Raw genomic sequence first — 17,316 nt, forward strand, 5'->3', positions numbered from 1 at the left:
GACTGGCGTGTCATTCTACTGCAAACACGAGGGCAGATTGGGGTACTCTATTAATGCGCTGGTATCAAAGATGACAAACCGTTTGCCGGGCGCTTCGGGATGGGCGAGCTTTTGCGTTACCAGTTCCCGCCAAGCCTGAACTTGCGTATCGAATGCATCGATACGCGAAAAGGAGGCGGACGTTACGGCCGCACGTAATGTACCGAGTGCTGCAACAGCGTTCTGCCACTGTGTCACGCTTGTCAGTGCCGATGTTTTCACGCTTTTAAGGCTTAAATTGCCCGTAGCGGCATCCGTCAGGGATTTCATTCCCACGTTGCGTAACACGTCTTGCTGCGCATTTCTGAGTGTTGTTAGCGACTGGGCAAAGGCATGAGGCTCATGCAAAGTGAGCGGCGCATCCGTTAATACCTCTGCCAGCCATATTTGCAGCAGCGTGCTGCTGAAAAGGGAATTCGGCAGAACCGATGTCGGGCCAACGGCCTTACGCAGTTGTTCGAGCGAGGCCACATCAGTAAGCGGACTGCAGTGATCCAGCAAGAGCGCGGAAAAATCACTGCTATGGTCAGGAACCAACTGATTCAGAACGGTGAGGTAATGGATCGCTTCATCAGGTTGGATCGGGGTTTGCAAACGTGTCACTCCGGCCATCATCAGAGCTTTAAGCGCGTTAAGCCAGTATGGTTGCCACTGTGCTCGCGAGTGGGGGGTATACCTCTCCAGCGCCGCCGCGAATTCGCTCGCGTCGGCAAGCCATTCCGCAACAGGACGCACCTCATTTCTGGATTGCCAGTGGGTAATCGTCTCCTGCGGAGTAAGCCAAAGCGAAGTGAGGGCGTGCGCTGTGGCACTGTGCGTGGCATTCAGACCGGATTGTAATTCCGCTTGTAGTCGTTGCCAGATTTCGGCACTGATGGTGCTGTCCGCAGTGAGGCTGAGCGCGGCACGCTGCGCTTGCCCTCGCCAAAAGACGTTGCCCCATCCGGAAAAATGCGCCTGCGGTGCGCCGTCCTTTTTCAGGATACGCAGAGTAGCCAGTCCTGCAGGTAAACCTTCAGGCACTGTCATTTCGAGCCACAGACTTCCCTTTTTGCTGTCAAGCTGGCGGATTTCAGGTTCGGCGTTCCTGAGCAGAATTGTCATGCCCAGTATGGAACTCTTCTTACCGTGCAGCAGGATCAGATTTTCACCGAAGTAGTTATCTTTTTCTGCATCATTTGTGAGGACGTGCAGCAGGGTGGCGGAAGGATCCGTTGTGCTGTCTGCTGCGCGACTTAACGGCGCTATCTCTCTTGCATGGCGAATACTCTCATCGCTGAGTCTGGGCCAGTTTGCCGCAGGTTCGCTCGTCAGGATCGGCTGCAAAATGTGCTGCCACACGATATCTGCAGCGGCCATTTGCAGCCATTGTTCAAAGCTGGCAGAGCCGGGCGCTTTAACGGAAAGGACGCCGGACCCATCACACTCAATGGTGATTTGGTGCTGCTCCCACACTACGCCAGCTACGCTGGACTGAACGGAGTGAATCTCTGTATTCGCTGTTTTCCACGGATGGCGCTCTTTTTCTAACTCTTGTCGTATCCACGCGGAACAATCCTGCGGTTCAAGCACGTCCTTGCTGATAAATACTGTGCTGGTGGGCGTGCCAGGCAGATTGCTGGCGCGCAATGGCTGAACGGTATTTGATAAAGGCAAAAACAAGTGCTGGACCTTGGTTTGTTGCTGGCGCCCAGGTAATCGTTCGCGAGCAAGAAAGTTGAGCCCCTCAGGGGTTAATGATATGTCGGCCAGACGAAGCGACATATAGTTCTCTGATGCCGGACAGGCCAGCACGCCAAGGTAAATCAGATCCTCGACGCAAGGGCCGACCAGCGCGCTGGCCGATGTGACGCCCAGTTGCTGTTCGAAAATCTGCACCAGCGTCAATTGCGCAATTTCCGGCGTTTTCCGGTAGCTTTTACACAGTCTCATCAGCATACGCTCAAAGACCGTGGGGGTTCGTATGGTCTGGTAGATCACCTGAGTTTCAATTTTGTACTGAGGTACACTGACAGCAAAAGATCCTAACTTCATCACTTATTCCCTCTGTGACGCATGCCGGATGACGGTGGAGAGTTACGCTTACTCTGCGGTGTATTTCGCATTAGGCGACTCGCCGGAATCAACTGAGCATTTCTGTCCAGTTGATCCAAAATATCTTTATAGACCTTGCGGGTTGTTACACCCTCGCTGTCCATATGTGGAAGCGTGACGTCATAGGACTCGTACATATTTCGTGCGCCAAACACAATCAGCAGCTCTTGCGCGCGTGAGAAGGCGACGTTGATAAATTCGTAACGCGCGACGTTGGCGCGGCTGGAGCGGCGTCTTACCTTCCCGCCATGGCTTTGGGTATCCACACCATCATTGCGCACGAGGCTGACGAGAATGGTAGGTTTCTCCTTGCCCTGATAGCGGATAACGGTATTGATATCGACATCCAGACAGTCAAAACGTCCGTTAGGTTTAACCTCACGGATAGCCTCGCGAATCAACCGACATTGACGCGCATAGAAAGAGACGACACCCACTTGGTAGCGTTTTTGCGCTGAATAGCCAAGGCTGGCGCACTGTTTATCAATCTGTAACAGCGTGTGAGCAATAAGCTGCGCTTCCAGCCAGTTGCTGCGCGCGGGTTTACCGCTAGCGTCCACATCTTCTTTATGAAGTTGGCCTTGCAGGTCACGGGATGTATCTACCCACAGCACATGGTCGCCCTCAGTTACCGCTTTTTCTTCCCGTGGGATGGTTGAAGGCGAGCGCTGGATATCTTTGACGACCCGCTCTCCGGCACTATTTCGTGCAGGCTCCACGATGGTGTTGCCGTCGGTATCGACCAGCACCAGACCGTGGTTTCTATCGTAATTGGGGAACTCCAATCCACAGCTCAGGCGGCGTTCATAGAAATGGTTCACCATCGCCATGATTTGTGGGTGCATTCGAAACTGTATTTCCAGACGCGCTTTGATCGCATCATCAGCCGTTTCGAAGTGGGATTTGAATAATGATGCCGTCACCATTTTTTCAAACCGCTGAAGGTTATGCCGGGTCAGCGATGTTCGGGTATTCTGCCCGTCTTCGTCCGCTTCATCGACGGCATCGCTAAAGGTTTGCGCATCGGCGCCTTCCTGAAACAGCGGCGGTAATTGCCGGTGATCGCCCACCAGGATTGAACGGCGCGCACGCATCAACGGCAGTAACATTTCCAACGGCGTTGCTTTGCTGACTTCATCGATAATGGCGACATCAAAACTGACCTGGCCCGATTCTTCTAATGTTTGTTCACGCTCGTTACAGGTAATCGCAACCAAGTTGCATTCAGCCACAAACGTTTCTTTAAAGTGATGCCAGTCGTTCTGGTACGAAACCTGACGGCGTAGTTCGTTGCTCCAGTCCTGCAACAACGGCTCCCAGACCTCCTGAACCACCTGTTGTTCCGCAAGGCGCAACGTCAGCGTACCGATCATTTCTTCGCAGGACGCCATCTCTTGCGCAAAACGCACGCTTATCTCCGCAGAGGTTGAATCAGGCAACGTTGCCAGCGAGACACGCCGGGCCAACCACTCCGCCTGCTGGCTAATGCAGTCTTCCAGAGCCTGCCGAATCTGTGGTTCCCGCTGTTGCAGATGGGTGGTTTCTTGCTCGCATTGACGCCACTCAGATTCATCGATATCCGGCACGTGAGAAAGCGCAATAAGTTCGTCAGTCTGAGCCAGAAGTCGTGCTGATTCCCGTTCAATCACGGCGCTGCTCGCCACTAGGGCGGCAACGCGCGCCGCCAGTTTCTTACCCGTCAGCTCTGCGTTTTCAATCGACTGACACCAGGATTCCGGGTCAAGGAACATGTTGCCGTACAGCTCCGGATTTAAGCCACCGGCAGAACTGTCGCGAAGCTGTTTAATCTCCTGTCGTTTGGCTTTCCATACCGGAAACAGACTTTCATCGTCGTCAAGTTTATCGGCAAGTGCTCGCTCTTCGGCCTCCAATTCGGCAAGGTGAATGGCCCGATCCGGGCTTTGTAGTGCAGACGGCCCAGTGGCCCGCAAGCGGGCCACATCATTTTCCAGATCGGTGCGGTGCGCCCACAACCTGTGCCAGAATCGCAACAACCCGGACAGCATCTGGGGTTGTTGCGATGGTACGGCGGTCCAGTCGGCAACGGAGACGGGAAGTTTCACCTGCGCGCTGGCAAGATCGAACAATGCAGATGCTAGCGCGGAGGCGGCGGGTTCCGGTAGCGGGCAACGCTCAGGGATCGTTTCCTCATTCTGTTCGAGGAATGCCTTCAGCGCCAGTAACCGGGTTTGCCGCTGTTTCGCATCTGCGTGTTTTTGCCCCTGCTCCTGCAATTTCCGCCACGCCAGAGTTCTGTTTTGTTCTGCCTTCTTTAGCGCATGTTCATGCGCGGTAAGCGCCTGCCCGGCGTGTTCTGCGTCACGGCGTAAAAACTCCGCCTGATTGAGCCACGATTGCAGTTGGTTGAGCTGATCTTTTGTCTCACGCCAGGGCGTCAGAAAGCGTTTCTCTACATCCTCAGCCAGCGAGGTGTAGTAGCGGGATAAGGAGGTTTCCTGTACGAACGCTTTGCCCTCGCCGGAAATTTTGTTCAAATCACGTGCGAGACGAATAACCCGCAAATCCGGGTGTTTGCCCAGACGTTCCAGCGCGTTATCGACCGCCGTATGCGCCTGGCTAGCCAGCAGAACCCGCTCCCCTTTACGCGCCAGTTGCATTATGGCTTCTGCAATCACCGTTGTTTTCCCCGTGCCAGGCGGTCCCTGAATCAGGCAGAGATCCGGCGCCGTGAGGATTTTGTTGACGGCCTCTTGCTGGAGAATGTTCAGATCCTCGCGAAACCAATCGGTGATGGGTTCGAACGTGGTGGGGCTTTTGGCCTGGCGCGCATCAAAGAGATAGGATGAGAGATAAGGGGCGTAACCACCCTGATCTTGCAGGCGTTTGAGTGCCTGCTCGTGACGGCGGATCAAGGCTAAATCGCCCGCCGCCGACACCGAAAGAAAGCCTTTTTCAGGGATCCTGGCCAGTAAACTGTCGCGGGCGCTTTCATGATCTTCTGCCGTCGAAAGTTGATTCTGGTCATCCTCTGACAGGCTGACAAACACATCGACAAGACACGGTATGGGCCACGGACAACCCTGGGGGATGCTCCTGTTTGGCACAAGCGTTGGCCTGACCTCCGGTTGCCCGAGTTCAATCCCTTTTGGTGTACGTTTGGCGCTGTCTTTATCACTGATTCGAAACAGCCACTCATCTTCAGAAACTGCAGGATCAAACGCCACTACATCCTGGCGCGACAAGGCACGCAGCACGTCACGGATATATTGTTCGCTTTCACCAACGACCTGGAAAACCAATTTGTCTTCCTGCCATCTACGTTTTGTAAAATGCAATCCACGGGTTTTTTCGGAAACCAGCTTGCGTTTCCATTCTAGAAACTCGCGCCAGTCAACCAGTTTACTTCGTGTGTTGGCGGAGATTGGCGGTAGTTCGTGGGCTAACTCCCGGCTCAGCGCATTATCGGTTCTTTTGATTCGAGGCTGTAGGGCGGGGTTATCCTGATAAACCACCACGGGAAGACTTTTTTCATAGACCTGTGCAGGCGCATCTGCAACCTCGAAAATATCCTGAATCTTGAAAAAAGGCGCACCGGTTTTCCAGAAACCTTTTGCAACCAGTGAGCAACCTGGCGGGAACGGCCAAGGTTGCCCCGGACCGAGCACAGGACGAAAGGCTAAATCCAAATTCTCTTCCGGCCGCTCATCAATGCTGAGGTTGGAGATGAGGTACTCCATCGGCATGCCGTGAGGAAACAAAAGATTGAGGGTATTTTCAATTTTATCTCCGTCACGCAGCAACGCTTTAAAATCTGGATGTCGCCGCGCCAGGTTGTCGATTGTTCGTATGAGGTTATTGCGGTTTTTATCGTCAACCCAAATGTAAAGATTGGACATATTTTAAGGTATCCACATCCGAAAGTATTCAGAATGAAAGACGCATCCATGTCATGGATGGGAAACAGGAAAATCCATTATTAGGCTACTTAGTGATGAATTCAACCATTGGTTCAGGTTGATACTGTGTTCTTTTATAAGAATTCTTTCTGATGCTAGAATTCACTAGTTGGTTACGGCAGAACACTTTTTATTTATGTTTTTTGATTCTCGGAGTCAATACACTAATAATAGTAGTGATGATCTATTGTCATCATTATAATTTATGCGACAGCCCTATCTTAAATTTGCGTTAGGTTGATTTTTTACTCTAAATAAAAATAAGGCAGAATATTATATATGGAATTACATGGTCATTTGCTTTATGTAGACATCACTCAGATCTGTGGCATCGGCTGTGCGTTCTGCATGTATGCGGATAAGCACGTAACGGGTAAGAGCATGGAGCTGTCAACGCACGCACGTGACAATCTTTCGGTGCTCATTAATGATCCATCCGTAAAGCGTATTTCCGTGAGTGGTGAAGGTGAACCGCTCAATAACATTCACACCTTTTATGACTTACTGGCGTTGTCCCGAGGGGGCAACAGCTTTGAGTTTATTACCAGCGGTTTTTTTCGCCATGAGAAGATGGAAAAGATTTTTGATGAGATCAATCGTCTTGTCTCCGCCAATGGTGATACCTGTAATATTCGCCTGAGTTCCGATAGCCACCATATTGAAAAAGTAAAATGGCGTGCACATGGATTTAGCCTGGATTATGTTCAGCGCAAAAAACCGTCATCGCTCAGCTTTTCATTTCGCTCAATTGATATCGATCGGGACTTCACTCGCGAATATCTGGTGAGTGAGCTGGCCTCATGGGGAATTAACGCCAGCATAAAGCCAGTCAGCGTGCTGGAAGATAAATTATTAATAGGTGCGGACACGTTTAACATCGACTACAAAAATCTGGTTCATCCGGCAAGAGATACGCCAGAGGGTTATCTGGACTTACAGGGATATATTGCCGCGATTGAGTCCAAAGTGGATAAACCTTTTACCTTTGGCAGCCTGAACCGTGCACCCCAGCCCAATGGCATGGACGTGACAATTAAACCCAACGGCGATGTGTTTCTGTACGGTATTGAGACCGAGCGTGTTGCGAATATCCATTCTGATGTGATCGACTGGCATCATCTGGCGAGCCATGTGCGGGAAAATCCCTTGTCGCGCGCGTTATATACCCAGCCGTTAACCGAACTGCTGGCGCGGCTGGAAAACACTCCGCAGCTTCGTGCGATCATCGCGACCGCCAATAATCCTTACTGGCTGGTTAAAGAGATGGGGAAGTATTCCGGGTTGCTTGAACAATGGAAGGCCGCATGATTGATTCGCACTGCCACTCGTTCTACTCGAAACATGCTGTAGGCACCATCGATGAACTTGTTTGTGCCTCGATTGCTGCGGGGGTGACAGTACTCACCATCACCGATCATGCTCCGTTCCCAGTGGATGCGCAGAACCGTTTACTGGAATCGGAACTGGAGCGCTATTTCGCCGATATTGATAAGGCGCAGCAGACTTATAAAGGCGAGATCACGCTGCTACGCGGTCTGGAACTCGATTATATGCCGGGAACTGAGCGTTATAACCGGCAATTACTTGCACACTATCCGATGGATTTTGTCATCGGTTCAATTCACTACGTCACTGTTGCCGATAAGGCGATGGTGAAGGTCTGGGAACTGCCCCGGTTAGCTGCAGCCTCCTTTCTGGACAAATACTTTGCTCAGCTTGAAGCATTGCTGGAAAGCCAGTTGTTTGATGCGGTTGGGCACGCTGATACGCTGCTGCGCGCAATCCCAGAGGATGTGTTTTTGCGTCGCTTTGAACCTCTGATTACACCGCTCGTACGCAGCGGTATCGCATATGAGCTGAATGCTTCGGGTCTGCGTAAATCCAGCCTTGATCCGACGACGGGTAAAGAGGTGACTGGAAGATGGTCCTATCCCTCCCGCGCTTTGCTGGAAAAATTACTGGAGAACAATGTTCCATTAACCATCGGGTCCGATGCCCATGATCCGCGCGATGCCGGAGCGGGGATCGCTGAACTGTTGGCGGCACTCAGGCCATTAGGGCTTCAATCCCTCTGCTATTATCAGCAGCGTCAACGCATTGATGTTTTGCTTAATAACCTTCAATTTCACACTGTGCCAGCGTCTCGCTAAGGAGCTTCACCATGAATGGACTAAAAACTCCGCATTCACTTGTGTGGAACACGTTGCACAACGAACCGATCGCAACCCAGTTGGCAATGTTTCGCCAGGCCAGTGCACAGATCAATGCGCAGGATGTTAAATCCGGTTTTCGCGCGTTCGCGACCGATTTGCTGGCGCGCGGTTTGATCGACATGTCCGATTACGTCGCTATTTTTGGTGGTAAGGCGCTGCATTATCTGACGCCGAATGCGACTGGATCATTTTGCGATATGCGCACCGGTGCTGACGCTACAACATTGGCGGGCATTTATAGCCGTGCGAAATATGGTGGAGTGAGCGAGATACACTATCTGGCACGGTGCGTTATCGACTATCTTGCCGCAGAACTGGATGACGCCTCCTCTTCATGGTCAGGGTTGTTTTGCAAGGCCAAAGAGGAGGGAGAGAGTGTTGTGATGATGACCACGGGCTGGCGTAATGTGCCTTCCACGGCCAATGTGCTCTACGATATCGTGGTTGAGGAAATTAATCTCACGTTGGCGCATAAAGGATTGCCCACCATTATCAACGTTAAATTGCCAAGGATTGCGCCGCCGTGTGAAAATTACGCCAGCCTCAGCCAAGCCGAGCGCGATCGGGTCAATCTTGAGCAGGATCATGTGATTCCAGCGGAGAATTTTTACCGCTGGAGCGGCGTGCATGTCATTTTCGGAGATGACGTGCTGGTGACTGGGGCAACGGCGGACAAAGTGTTGTATGAATCGCTGTGTAACGGCGCCCGGTCATTTCGTGCCATTTACCCAGTGGCGCTAGATCCCCGGGTGGCATTAACTGATGCGTCGGTGGAGGATCGGCTGAACAGCGTGAGCATAAAGCAGAATTTGGATGAAAACGTCGCGCAACTGCTCTCTGCTCCGGGCTATCAGCCCATTCTGCGTGCGTTGCGTCTGTTATTTGGCGAAGACAACCGGGATAGTTTACCGGCTTTCCTGCCAAATGTGCCGGTGCTGACCTGGCTTAATCTGTATAAATCAGCGTTAAATAATGAGTTTTTAGCTCAGCCTGCATGCGCGCCATCACTGGTGATGCTCAGAACATATCTGATGCAAAATGGGCTGTTGTGTGCGAAAGGTAAGGTGCTGGTGAAATGACATCCGACACTATCCATTACGTCAGTTACTGGGAAAACGCACCGGGTCAGACCATGCCGGCTTATGTTGCCCTGGCACTGGTTTCTATGCACAGAGCTCTGGGCGAGCGTTTTCTTCTGCTTACGCCGCGAACGGTAAGCGAGCACATCGATGCTGACATCATGAATAAAGCCTGGGCTTTTGAGCCGCTGAGCTTTACGATGGCGAACGGCATTGAAGCTATTGTGGCGAAGAGCGATTTCATTCGCATGGCGTTTGTGCATCGCTGGGGCGGAGCATGGTTGGATGCGGATACGTTGCTGTTTAGAGATCCGAGTGTTGAGTTATTTCCGACAGGGCTGAGCCATAAATTGCACTGGCATAGCGAGTGTATTTTCGCGTCCCTGCCGGGAAACCCCATACTTGCGCAAGCCTTAGCTATAGGCCTTGAGAGCGAGAATCACGCTTGGGGTAATCCTGGGAGAATCAAAAATATCATTGCCCAGGCTGCCGATGCTGCCATCCCGATTGGCGGAGAGGTCATCGATCCCGGATACCGTCCTCTCTATAACTTTGCTGGTTGCGAGGTGATGCGTCGCACCGATATTGCCGTCGGGGCATTTTTGATTAACGACGTGGCCATTCTCAAACTTTACAACACCTATTTCCGGCGTACCGAAGCCCGGAGAGAAACCGTGGCTGAATTCCTGGCGGGTGGTTCGCTGCTGGCAAAACTGTTTTTGCATATTGAGGCGAATGCGGATTACTGGGTTGATGAAAGTGACAAATTGATAGCTTCCGTTGCCTGAGTACCGCTTTCGCCCAGTACGATAGCCTCAGCGGGTAAGTGGAGTCGACAGTGTGTGGCGCCATTGAGGTTAATGCGCGGCGCGATTGCTTCGTGAATGGTCGGCGTCCAGCGGTGTGGCGAGTTGTGGGCAATATATAGCCATGCTGGGATGCGTTCAGGTAAATGGCTGAATTCAAGTTCAATGCGCAGTAGATCGAATATCTCGGTAGTGCGTCCACTGGGAGTCCAGGCCAATGGCGCGGTACGGTGATCGGGTCGCACGACTGCGACAGGAATGCTGAATTCAAGGTTGATCGTCCCGGCATAACAGCCTGCAACTTCAGGAAATTTTTCACAGATTAAGGGCAGTTGTCGCGCCAGCGTGCCCGTCGCTACCCCTAGCCCTGGGATGATTCTGGCGTTAAGCGACATGCTGTTTTTCGCTTCTTCTGGCAGCGTTAAGAGAGTCTGCAATGCGTTCATTAATGACGTTAGCGAAAAATCATCCATATTTTTTTTTCCCGTACGACGGAGTGTGTCTGGTTGTTGCTCGCTGTAGATCACTTGTGTAAAAGGTGAGCGAGGCGGCAGCCATGGGTTGTGTTGACCTGCAATCAACGGGTAGATCGCCACCAGCTTCGCTTTCAGGCCAACAGCCATATGCACAATGGCGGTATCAACACTAACAACTGCCTGCGCTCGGCGAATATAGCCTGCAACCTTTTCGGGTGTTAGCCCGTCGTGCAAGACTGCCACATTATCGCGCGCAACTGCGCTTTCAAGATGCTGTGCGCTGTGCAGCGTTGAAGGGCTGCAAAGAATTCCCACGAAATGGCCGGGAAACTCGTCGGCGATAGCTTGTAGAGCTGCGGTTGCACGGGAAGGGGATAGCCCCTTGTCTCTTCGGCTGGCATAAGGATTAAAAAGTATTTGGGGGGAAAGTGCCGCAGGCGGGAGCTCGGCAGGCAACGGTACAATGTACTGGGTGTCGATCACTTTCGCGCCCAGATCCTGCAGAATATATTTGTACTGCTCCACGATATTGAGCGTGTTTGCAGCAAAACCCATTTTACGATTCACACAGCGCAGCGAATCATCAAGGGAATAGAGACTCGCCGGACGGAGTAACCGTATAAAAACGATTTCGGCAGGTTGCAGTCGTCCAACCAGATGAACAACGACATCGACATTACTTAGTTGGTTCGCCAATCTGCGTAGTTCACCAAGCCTTGGATGCGGATTCGTAACGATGACTTCATCCACACCGAAGGTGTTGGTATGCATTTCAGTTAACTCGTTAACCGTAAGTACAGTCAAACGGGCATTGAGCTTACGTGATTCGCGAAAAAAGAAAGAAGATACGATGGAGTCGCCTAATTTTGCATCCCAGCGAAGCAGAAGAATATGCAGTTTTTCGCCGGGGGTTTTCGTGGGCAGAGGTTTGTCCGCCAGCAGGCGAAATATCAGTCTGGAAACCGCTTTGTGTAAAATCTGTAAACTTAACAATGTGTTCACCAGTCCTTTGTTCAGAGGGTCGATCCCGACCGCATGGTTTTTTTAGGGTGACGTGGCGTATTGTAATGGTGAATTAACAGCACATGACATCACTATTATCTCTTGGTCGGCTTTTTCCTGGTTTACATGGTGTTTATCACGTCACAGGAACTGCTGCCGGATCTGAATATCATAGAAGAGTAAGCATCCAATGAACTCATATTGACGGAACGGTTTTGAGCAAGGCGTGAGTTTCCTGCATGCACTTATTCGTGGGATAATGAGTCCACCAAGGTAAGTAGGGTGTTGGTGTGGCATTCGATTTTAAAGAACGCGAGAATGGACAGCCTCACCAACTGGCCATCTCGCCCTGCTTAGCGGTATAGTGGAACTACTCAATACTGCGGCACTAACACGTTGATGACTAAGGTTTTACATGCTTGAAAGCAGCATCCCTTGCTTCCTGAATTTTTTGAATGATCGCTTTTCTTACCTGATTTTTACTTCCTTCCTCCAGGCGCGATAATCGTTCGATACTGAAATCGAATGTGGTTCCAGAGAAATTATCATCTCTCGAAGTTTTTCCCGAAAATGAAAATTCAACACCACAGTCGCCAGTATTTGCACCAAATTTGAAAGCATATGTAGCGGTCATTTTTATCAAAAAATAATATTGGTAGTAACTTGGTTCATGGAGAAGGAATATTTTACCAAGATCACTACCTTTTATTTGTATTTTGTTGACATAACCTTCCATCCACTCAATTCGTTGTTCTTTCGGCAGAGCCCCGGCCTCCTGATCACGAATGATCTCGAAGTTGCCGATCTCCTTGAAAGAGAAATCAGGTGCATTGACAGATGTCAATTGCAGAAAGAAACGGATACGTTCACTGTTTGTGAAGTCATCAAAAAAAATGGATTCAGGTTGTTCGCTCGATGTTATACCTTTTGATTTGTAAAACTTACCGATGGCCCCAGTAATGGCATCGTTGAGCTTATTGGTGTCCTTGGATGTTCTGAATCTATTAACCTCAATTTCCAAACCACTACCAGATTGTTTAAGCAGTATTTCCCCTGGATAAACAACCTCCTGCTCTATCCAGTCTTTGCTGAAATCTAGTACTCGTGAAGTGGTTTACTGAATTTGGCCACCTGAACAGAGGTGATATGCTCACCTCAGAACAACACAGGTGCCATAATGAAAAAAAGAAATTTCAGCGCAGAGTTTAAACGCGAATCCGCTCAACTGGTCGTTGACCAGAATTACACCGTGGCAGATGCAGCCAGCGCTATGGATGTCGGCCTTTCCACAATGACGCGATGGGTGAAACAATTACGTGATGAGCGGCAGGGAAAAACACCAAAAGCCTCCCCCATTACCCCGGAACAAATTGAAATCCGTGAGCTCAGGAAAAAGCTACAACGTATTGAAATGGAAAATGAAATATTAAAAAAGGCTACCGCGCTCTTGATGTCAGACTCCCTGAACAGTTCTCGATAATCGGGAAACTCAGGGCGCGTTATCCTGTGGCCACTCTCTGCCATGTGTTCGGGGTCCATCGCAGCAGCTACAAATACTGGAAAAACCGTCCTGAAAAGCCAGACGGCAGACGGGCTGTATTACGCAGCCAGGTACTTGAACTGCATGGCATCAGCCACGGCTCTGCCGGAGCAAGAAGCATCGCCACAATGGCAACCCAGAGAGGTTACCAGATGGGGCGCTGGCTTGCTGGCAGACTCATGAAAGAGCTGGGGCTGGTCAGTTGCCAGCAGCCGACTCACCGGTATAAGCGTGGCGGTCATGAGCACGTTGCTATCCCGAATCATCTTGAGCGACAGTTCGCCGTAACGGAACCAAATCAGGTGTGGTGCGGTGATGTGACCTATATCTGGACGGGTAAGCGCTGGGCGTACCTCGCCGTTGTTCTCGACCTGTTCGCAAGAAAACCAGTGGGCTGGGCCATGTCGTTCTCGCCGGACAGCAGGCTCACCATGAAAGCACTGGAAATGGCATGGGAAACCCGTGGTAAGCCCGTCGGGGTGATGTTCCACAGCGATCAAGGCAGCCATTATACGAGCAGGCAGTTCCGGCAGTTACTGTGGCGATACCGGATCAGGCAGAGTATGAGTCGGCGTGGAAACTGCTGGGATAACAGCCCAATGGAGCGCTTCTTCAGGAGTCTGAAGAACGAATGGGTGCCGGCGACGGGCTATGTAAGCTTCAGCGATGCAGCTCACGCAATAACGGACTATATCGTTGGATATTACAGCGCACTAAGACCGCACGAATATAATGGTGGGTTACCGCCAAACGAATCAGAAAACCGATACTGGAAAAACTCTAACGCGGTGGCCAGTTTTTGTTGACCACTTCACAAGCGTGGTGCTGTCCCATTCGGTAGCCAATGCTTTACGACTCATTATCCTTACAGGGGTTCGCCGCTCTGAGGCATGCGAAATGCGTTGGGACCAAATCAATGGCAATCGCTGGACAATACTTGAAACTAAGAATGGCAAAAGCCATGTGGTGACGCTTCATCCACTCACTCTTTCTATATTGAAAAAACAAAGGATTATCTCGGAAGGTGCCTATGTATTCGAGTCCACCAGCAACCCCGGTTTTGCCATTACCGGGGATGCAGTAACCCGTGCACTTGAGCGTTTGAGGAAAAAATATCTGGGTGAACTTGCCACATTTTCTCCTCACGATCTCCGCCGCAGCGTGGCTACTGGCTGTGCCGAGTATCTTGATGCGCCAGAGCGGTTAATAGAACTACTGCTTAATCATCTTCCTGCAGACCGGATGATTCGTACCTATCAGGTGGGCCAGAGAGCAGAGAAATTGAGGAATTTGTTCATGCGCTGGGGTGACTTCGTTGAGCATGAGGTATCAGCATCCAGGCTGCCTCATAAAGACAATGTCGTCACACTGAAGTTTGGCGCCAAGTAACCTGACAATGGGGCGGTAAATGTACGGAATTCCTGAAAATCTTCACAGCGTCATCAAAGTTGAAACGACTGCTGGGCAACCAATTCAGATTAAAGTTACAAACGTTAGTTGGGATGGTCATGACCCGATCCCAAATGAAGTCCTTTTTGTCGAACTACCCGCTAATTCAACAGAAAAACAAATCACTGCGCAGGTAAAGAAACTACTGAAAAGAAAAACATATATCAGGCAGTGCGAGCACTGTAACCAGTACAAAATCAACGGTTGGATGCACAGCAACTCCTGCTGCCAGTCTTGTGCTGAAAAATACTTTGGTGTTGTTTATTAATATGACTACAGCAGTGCTTTCAGCAGCACTGCGTATTTTCGGTTCTGTCGTATTAATAACATAAGCTCAGCAGGAGCCCGCTGCTCACATTTCAGACGGTCAGCAGGTAAAACTGCTCTGGCGGGGGCGGACTGTCCCCGCCAGGAGGCTGGTATTGTCCCTGACGCAGCATGTGTATCAGTTCGATGCCAGCCAGCGCCATCTGTGCCTGACGGAACGATTTGAACGCGATCAACAGCTTTATCCGTCGTTAGATGTTACGGTGATCCTGCTCCACTAGGTTGTTCAGGTACTTGTTTTGCCTGATGGTGATGGTTTCCTCTTTCGGCCTGCCGTGATGCCAATGACCTTACGAAAGAAGCACAGTGCGGCTGTCCCCGTTTCTTTTGATGCTATTCACCTAAATGTTGCAGTTGGTTGGCAACCCGCCCCGGCGCTTCATTTTTGTCTGCTGCCTGTTGCAGCGCTTCCTGGTACATGGCAAAGATTGCGCCGAAGTAGTTGGCCGGTTTTGACTGCGAAAGTTGATACTGCTCGCGAATCCCAGTGCTTGAGTAGAAATTCAGCTCGCCATATTTGCAGATTGGGATCTGATAGTTGCCGTTGAAGCGGCGATCAGGCCCGCCATCTTTATTCGCTTTAAACCATGTGTGACCAACTACCTCACTGTCGCGCGGTACAGAGTCGGACTCAATAAAACGTGTACTGACGCCGGTGATGTTCAGCTCTCGCAAATCGACTAGGGCAAAAACGCCATCCGCACGCGGAATAAGTGCAATACCTGGATAGATCAGAATGTCATCGCCGTTGACGTTCTGAAACCGCATAGCTTTTCCTTCGAATTGGATCAAGTCATTGCTCACAAAGTCGAATTGTACCGGCTTGCGGTAAAGATACCGGCTGGCTGTGGTGCGGTCACGGAATTGGTCAACGTCGCTTTCAGACGTCACATCCCAAATATGGCTACACTGGCGCAAGCCTTCAAACGCCTGCACAACCTCGCCGTACACATACGCGCAGTGCTCTCCCGCGTCGAACTCGATTCTAATCTTTGTGTTCTCTTCCCACTCTTCCAGGCGTTCCACCTCGGCTCGAACTACCGGGAGGCTTTCTTCCAGCGCGGCAATACTCTTTTTGTAGAATCGACGAAACAGGCTAGTTTTTTTACGTTGCAGCAAGTCAGTCTGTCGTATTTTCTCCTGCCGGGCCTCTAACAGGTCAGCGCGGATTTCCTTCTGTTGCGCGTTGGCCGTTATGATTAGATCACGCAGCGGCTTCAGGCCTTCACTAGTCAGACGCTCGACGGCGGCACTTTGGATCATGTGGTCGCCTTCGTCAGGCACGTAATAATTCGTCGCCTGCGGGTCAATGTAGCGCAAGTTTTGGCGATGATACTGTTGCTGTTGCTGTTGCTGTTGCTGTTGCTGGTTGCCGAACTTATACAGATCTTGAGTGTAAGAAATACCACTCCCTGGAATGCCGACGGTCGCCCGTATTCCGCGTTTGCCGACGTTTACGGTTGCTCCCGGCGCGCCGAATGACGCGCTAAATCCATTTTTTCCAATATTCAAGCGCACGCCAGGGAACAGCGTGAATGTCTGCCGGAAACGTAGTCCCATTTTTTATGCTCTCATTTGCTTTCTGAAGATGCGCGAGCGTGCCGCCTGCCTAGCGACGTATACCTGCGTGTTCGTCGTTTTGTTGATTACAATATTTGCCTAACAGATACACCAAATGTACCTGTGATATACACCAAAGACAGGAACTATTTTAAAACGGCCACGATTGTGGCCATTCGTTTGATCACTTTAGCCCTGCCTCGTCGTCAGCCTTATAAACCATGCGAATGCTGTACCCCTGGTAATTGGCCTGGTCAGCATCTTGAAAAAGTTTTGTACGCACACCGATATGATCACCTTCGAGTTTTTCGGACTCCCAAAATGCGCGGAAACTTTCAAAACGTTGGTTAGTCAGACCGTGGCCAGTGACATAACAAACACGCTGCATATTGCGCCCGTTGGACGTAGTTTTTTTGATGTAGGTCATTCGCCTTTTGTCCTCTGAATTTCATTATGTAACTCGCAAAGTAAAAACATCTTTTTGCGCTTCTCATCATCGATGAAGCTCTGCTATCGCGCCATTTTTTATGGTGTCGTAATTCCCACGTCGCGACGACGTTCGCCTGTTGCCATAGTCCACGCTTGTTCTGCCGAGCTTCCTGCTCGATTGCCGGAAGCTCGGAATCAATGTCGTACTTCACATAAACCCAGGCTGCACCAGCGCGGATTATTTCGCAGTTAATCTGTTTACCGTCGCTGTTCATGACAAGGCCCAGCATGCGCCCATAGCGATCTGGTTTGTCGTATGCAATAGATACTGAAGCAAATCACTGCACAGGTGAAAATGCTATGG

13 protein-coding genes and 2 pseudogenes are annotated in these 17,316 nt (G+C 50.7%); 7 read left to right on the plus strand and 8 right to left on the minus strand.

The features are described from left to right. Nucleotides 1-15: 15 nt before the first annotated feature. Entirely contained in the window at nt 16-2,073 is a 2,058-nt protein-coding gene (locus tag AB182_RS13795) for a hypothetical protein (protein WP_047370592.1), read from the minus strand. Then, complete coding sequence (locus AB182_RS13800; protein ID WP_052958832.1) at nt 2,073-6,011, minus strand: AAA domain-containing protein; 3,939 nt, start codon at nt 6,009-6,011, stop codon at nt 2,073-2,075. The genes AB182_RS13795 and AB182_RS13800 overlap by 1 nt, the downstream gene beginning before the upstream one ends. A 339-nt stretch (nt 6,012-6,350) precedes the next feature. Between AB182_RS13800 and AB182_RS13805 the strand changes: the two genes are divergently transcribed. From AB182_RS13805 to AB182_RS13820, 4 genes are read left to right on the plus strand one after another with little or no spacing between them, the layout of a single operon-like run. After that, nucleotides 6,351-7,379 (plus strand): radical SAM protein, encoded by a 1,029-nt coding sequence (locus tag AB182_RS13805; protein ID WP_047370593.1) that lies wholly within the window; start codon nt 6,351-6,353, stop codon nt 7,377-7,379. After that, on the plus strand, nt 7,376-8,221 hold the full coding sequence (locus tag AB182_RS13810) for a histidinol-phosphatase (protein WP_047370594.1): 846 nt from the start codon (nt 7,376-7,378) through the stop codon (nt 8,219-8,221). Before AB182_RS13805 ends, AB182_RS13810 begins: the two co-directional genes overlap by 4 nt. A gap of 11 nt (nt 8,222-8,232) precedes the next feature. Then, nucleotides 8,233-9,363 (plus strand): hypothetical protein, encoded by a 1,131-nt coding sequence (locus tag AB182_RS13815; RefSeq protein ID WP_047370595.1) that lies wholly within the window; start codon nt 8,233-8,235, stop codon nt 9,361-9,363. Continuing rightward, nucleotides 9,360-10,151 carry a glycosyltransferase family 32 protein gene (locus AB182_RS13820; protein WP_047370596.1) on the plus strand — a complete coding sequence of 264 codons (792 nt, stop codon included), beginning with the start codon at nt 9,360-9,362 and terminating at the stop codon, nt 10,149-10,151. Before AB182_RS13815 ends, AB182_RS13820 begins: the two co-directional genes overlap by 4 nt. On the opposite strand, the gene AB182_RS13825 is transcribed toward AB182_RS13820, so the two are convergent. Further along, a complete protein-coding gene (locus AB182_RS13825) occupies nt 10,106-11,647 on the minus strand; it encodes a glycosyltransferase family 9 protein (protein ID WP_223883604.1) in 1,542 nt (513 codons plus the stop codon). The two genes, AB182_RS13820 and AB182_RS13825, sit on opposite strands and share 46 nt — an antisense overlap. 403 nt (nt 11,648-12,050) lie before the next feature. Beyond that, nucleotides 12,051-12,668: a hypothetical protein gene (locus tag AB182_RS13830; RefSeq protein ID WP_177328617.1), complete on the minus strand. Its 618-nt coding sequence runs from the start codon at nt 12,666-12,668 to the stop codon at nt 12,051-12,053. A gap of 156 nt (nt 12,669-12,824) precedes the next feature. Between AB182_RS13830 and AB182_RS13840 the strand changes: the two genes are divergently transcribed. The 3 genes and pseudogenes from AB182_RS13840 (at nt 12,825) to AB182_RS13850 (ending at nt 14,904) form a co-directional block, all read left to right on the plus strand. Then, a protein-coding gene (locus tag AB182_RS13840; protein WP_085929673.1) for an IS3-like element ISEc52 family transposase occupies nt 12,825-13,993 on the plus strand; the annotation gives its coding sequence in 2 pieces (ribosomal slippage) (nt 12,825-13,074 and nt 13,074-13,993; 1,170 coding nt in all). A gap of 7 nt (nt 13,994-14,000) precedes the next feature. Continuing rightward, nucleotides 14,001-14,576 (plus strand): annotated as a pseudogene (locus tag AB182_RS13845) (site-specific integrase); the annotation flags it as partial. Nucleotides 14,577-14,595: 19 nt separating this feature from the next. Next, nucleotides 14,596-14,904, plus strand: a complete 309-nt coding sequence (locus AB182_RS13850; protein WP_047370598.1) for a hypothetical protein — start codon at nt 14,596-14,598, stop codon at nt 14,902-14,904. Nucleotides 14,905-14,995: 91 nt separating this feature from the next. Here AB182_RS13850 and AB182_RS31930 read toward each other — a convergent pair. From AB182_RS31930 to AB182_RS33355, 4 genes and pseudogenes are all read right to left on the minus strand, one after another. Next, nucleotides 14,996-15,235: pseudogene (locus AB182_RS31930) on the minus strand (DDE-type integrase/transposase/recombinase); the annotation flags it as partial. 61 nt (nt 15,236-15,296) lie between these two features. Then, nucleotides 15,297-16,523: a DUF4236 domain-containing protein gene (locus AB182_RS13860; RefSeq protein ID WP_047370599.1), complete on the minus strand. Its 1,227-nt coding sequence runs from the start codon at nt 16,521-16,523 to the stop codon at nt 15,297-15,299. 184 nt (nt 16,524-16,707) lie between these two features. Continuing rightward, nucleotides 16,708-16,950, minus strand: coding sequence for a hypothetical protein (locus tag AB182_RS32620; RefSeq protein WP_047370600.1), 243 nt, complete (start codon nt 16,948-16,950; stop codon nt 16,708-16,710). Next, entirely contained in the window at nt 16,871-17,242 is a 372-nt protein-coding gene (locus AB182_RS33355) for a thermonuclease family protein (RefSeq protein ID WP_071845884.1), read from the minus strand. The genes AB182_RS32620 and AB182_RS33355 overlap by 80 nt, the downstream gene beginning before the upstream one ends. Nucleotides 17,243-17,316 lie beyond the last annotated feature (74 nt).

This window comes from Phytobacter ursingii, assembly GCF_001022135.1.
GTDB lineage: Bacteria > Pseudomonadota > Gammaproteobacteria > Enterobacterales > Enterobacteriaceae > Phytobacter > Phytobacter ursingii.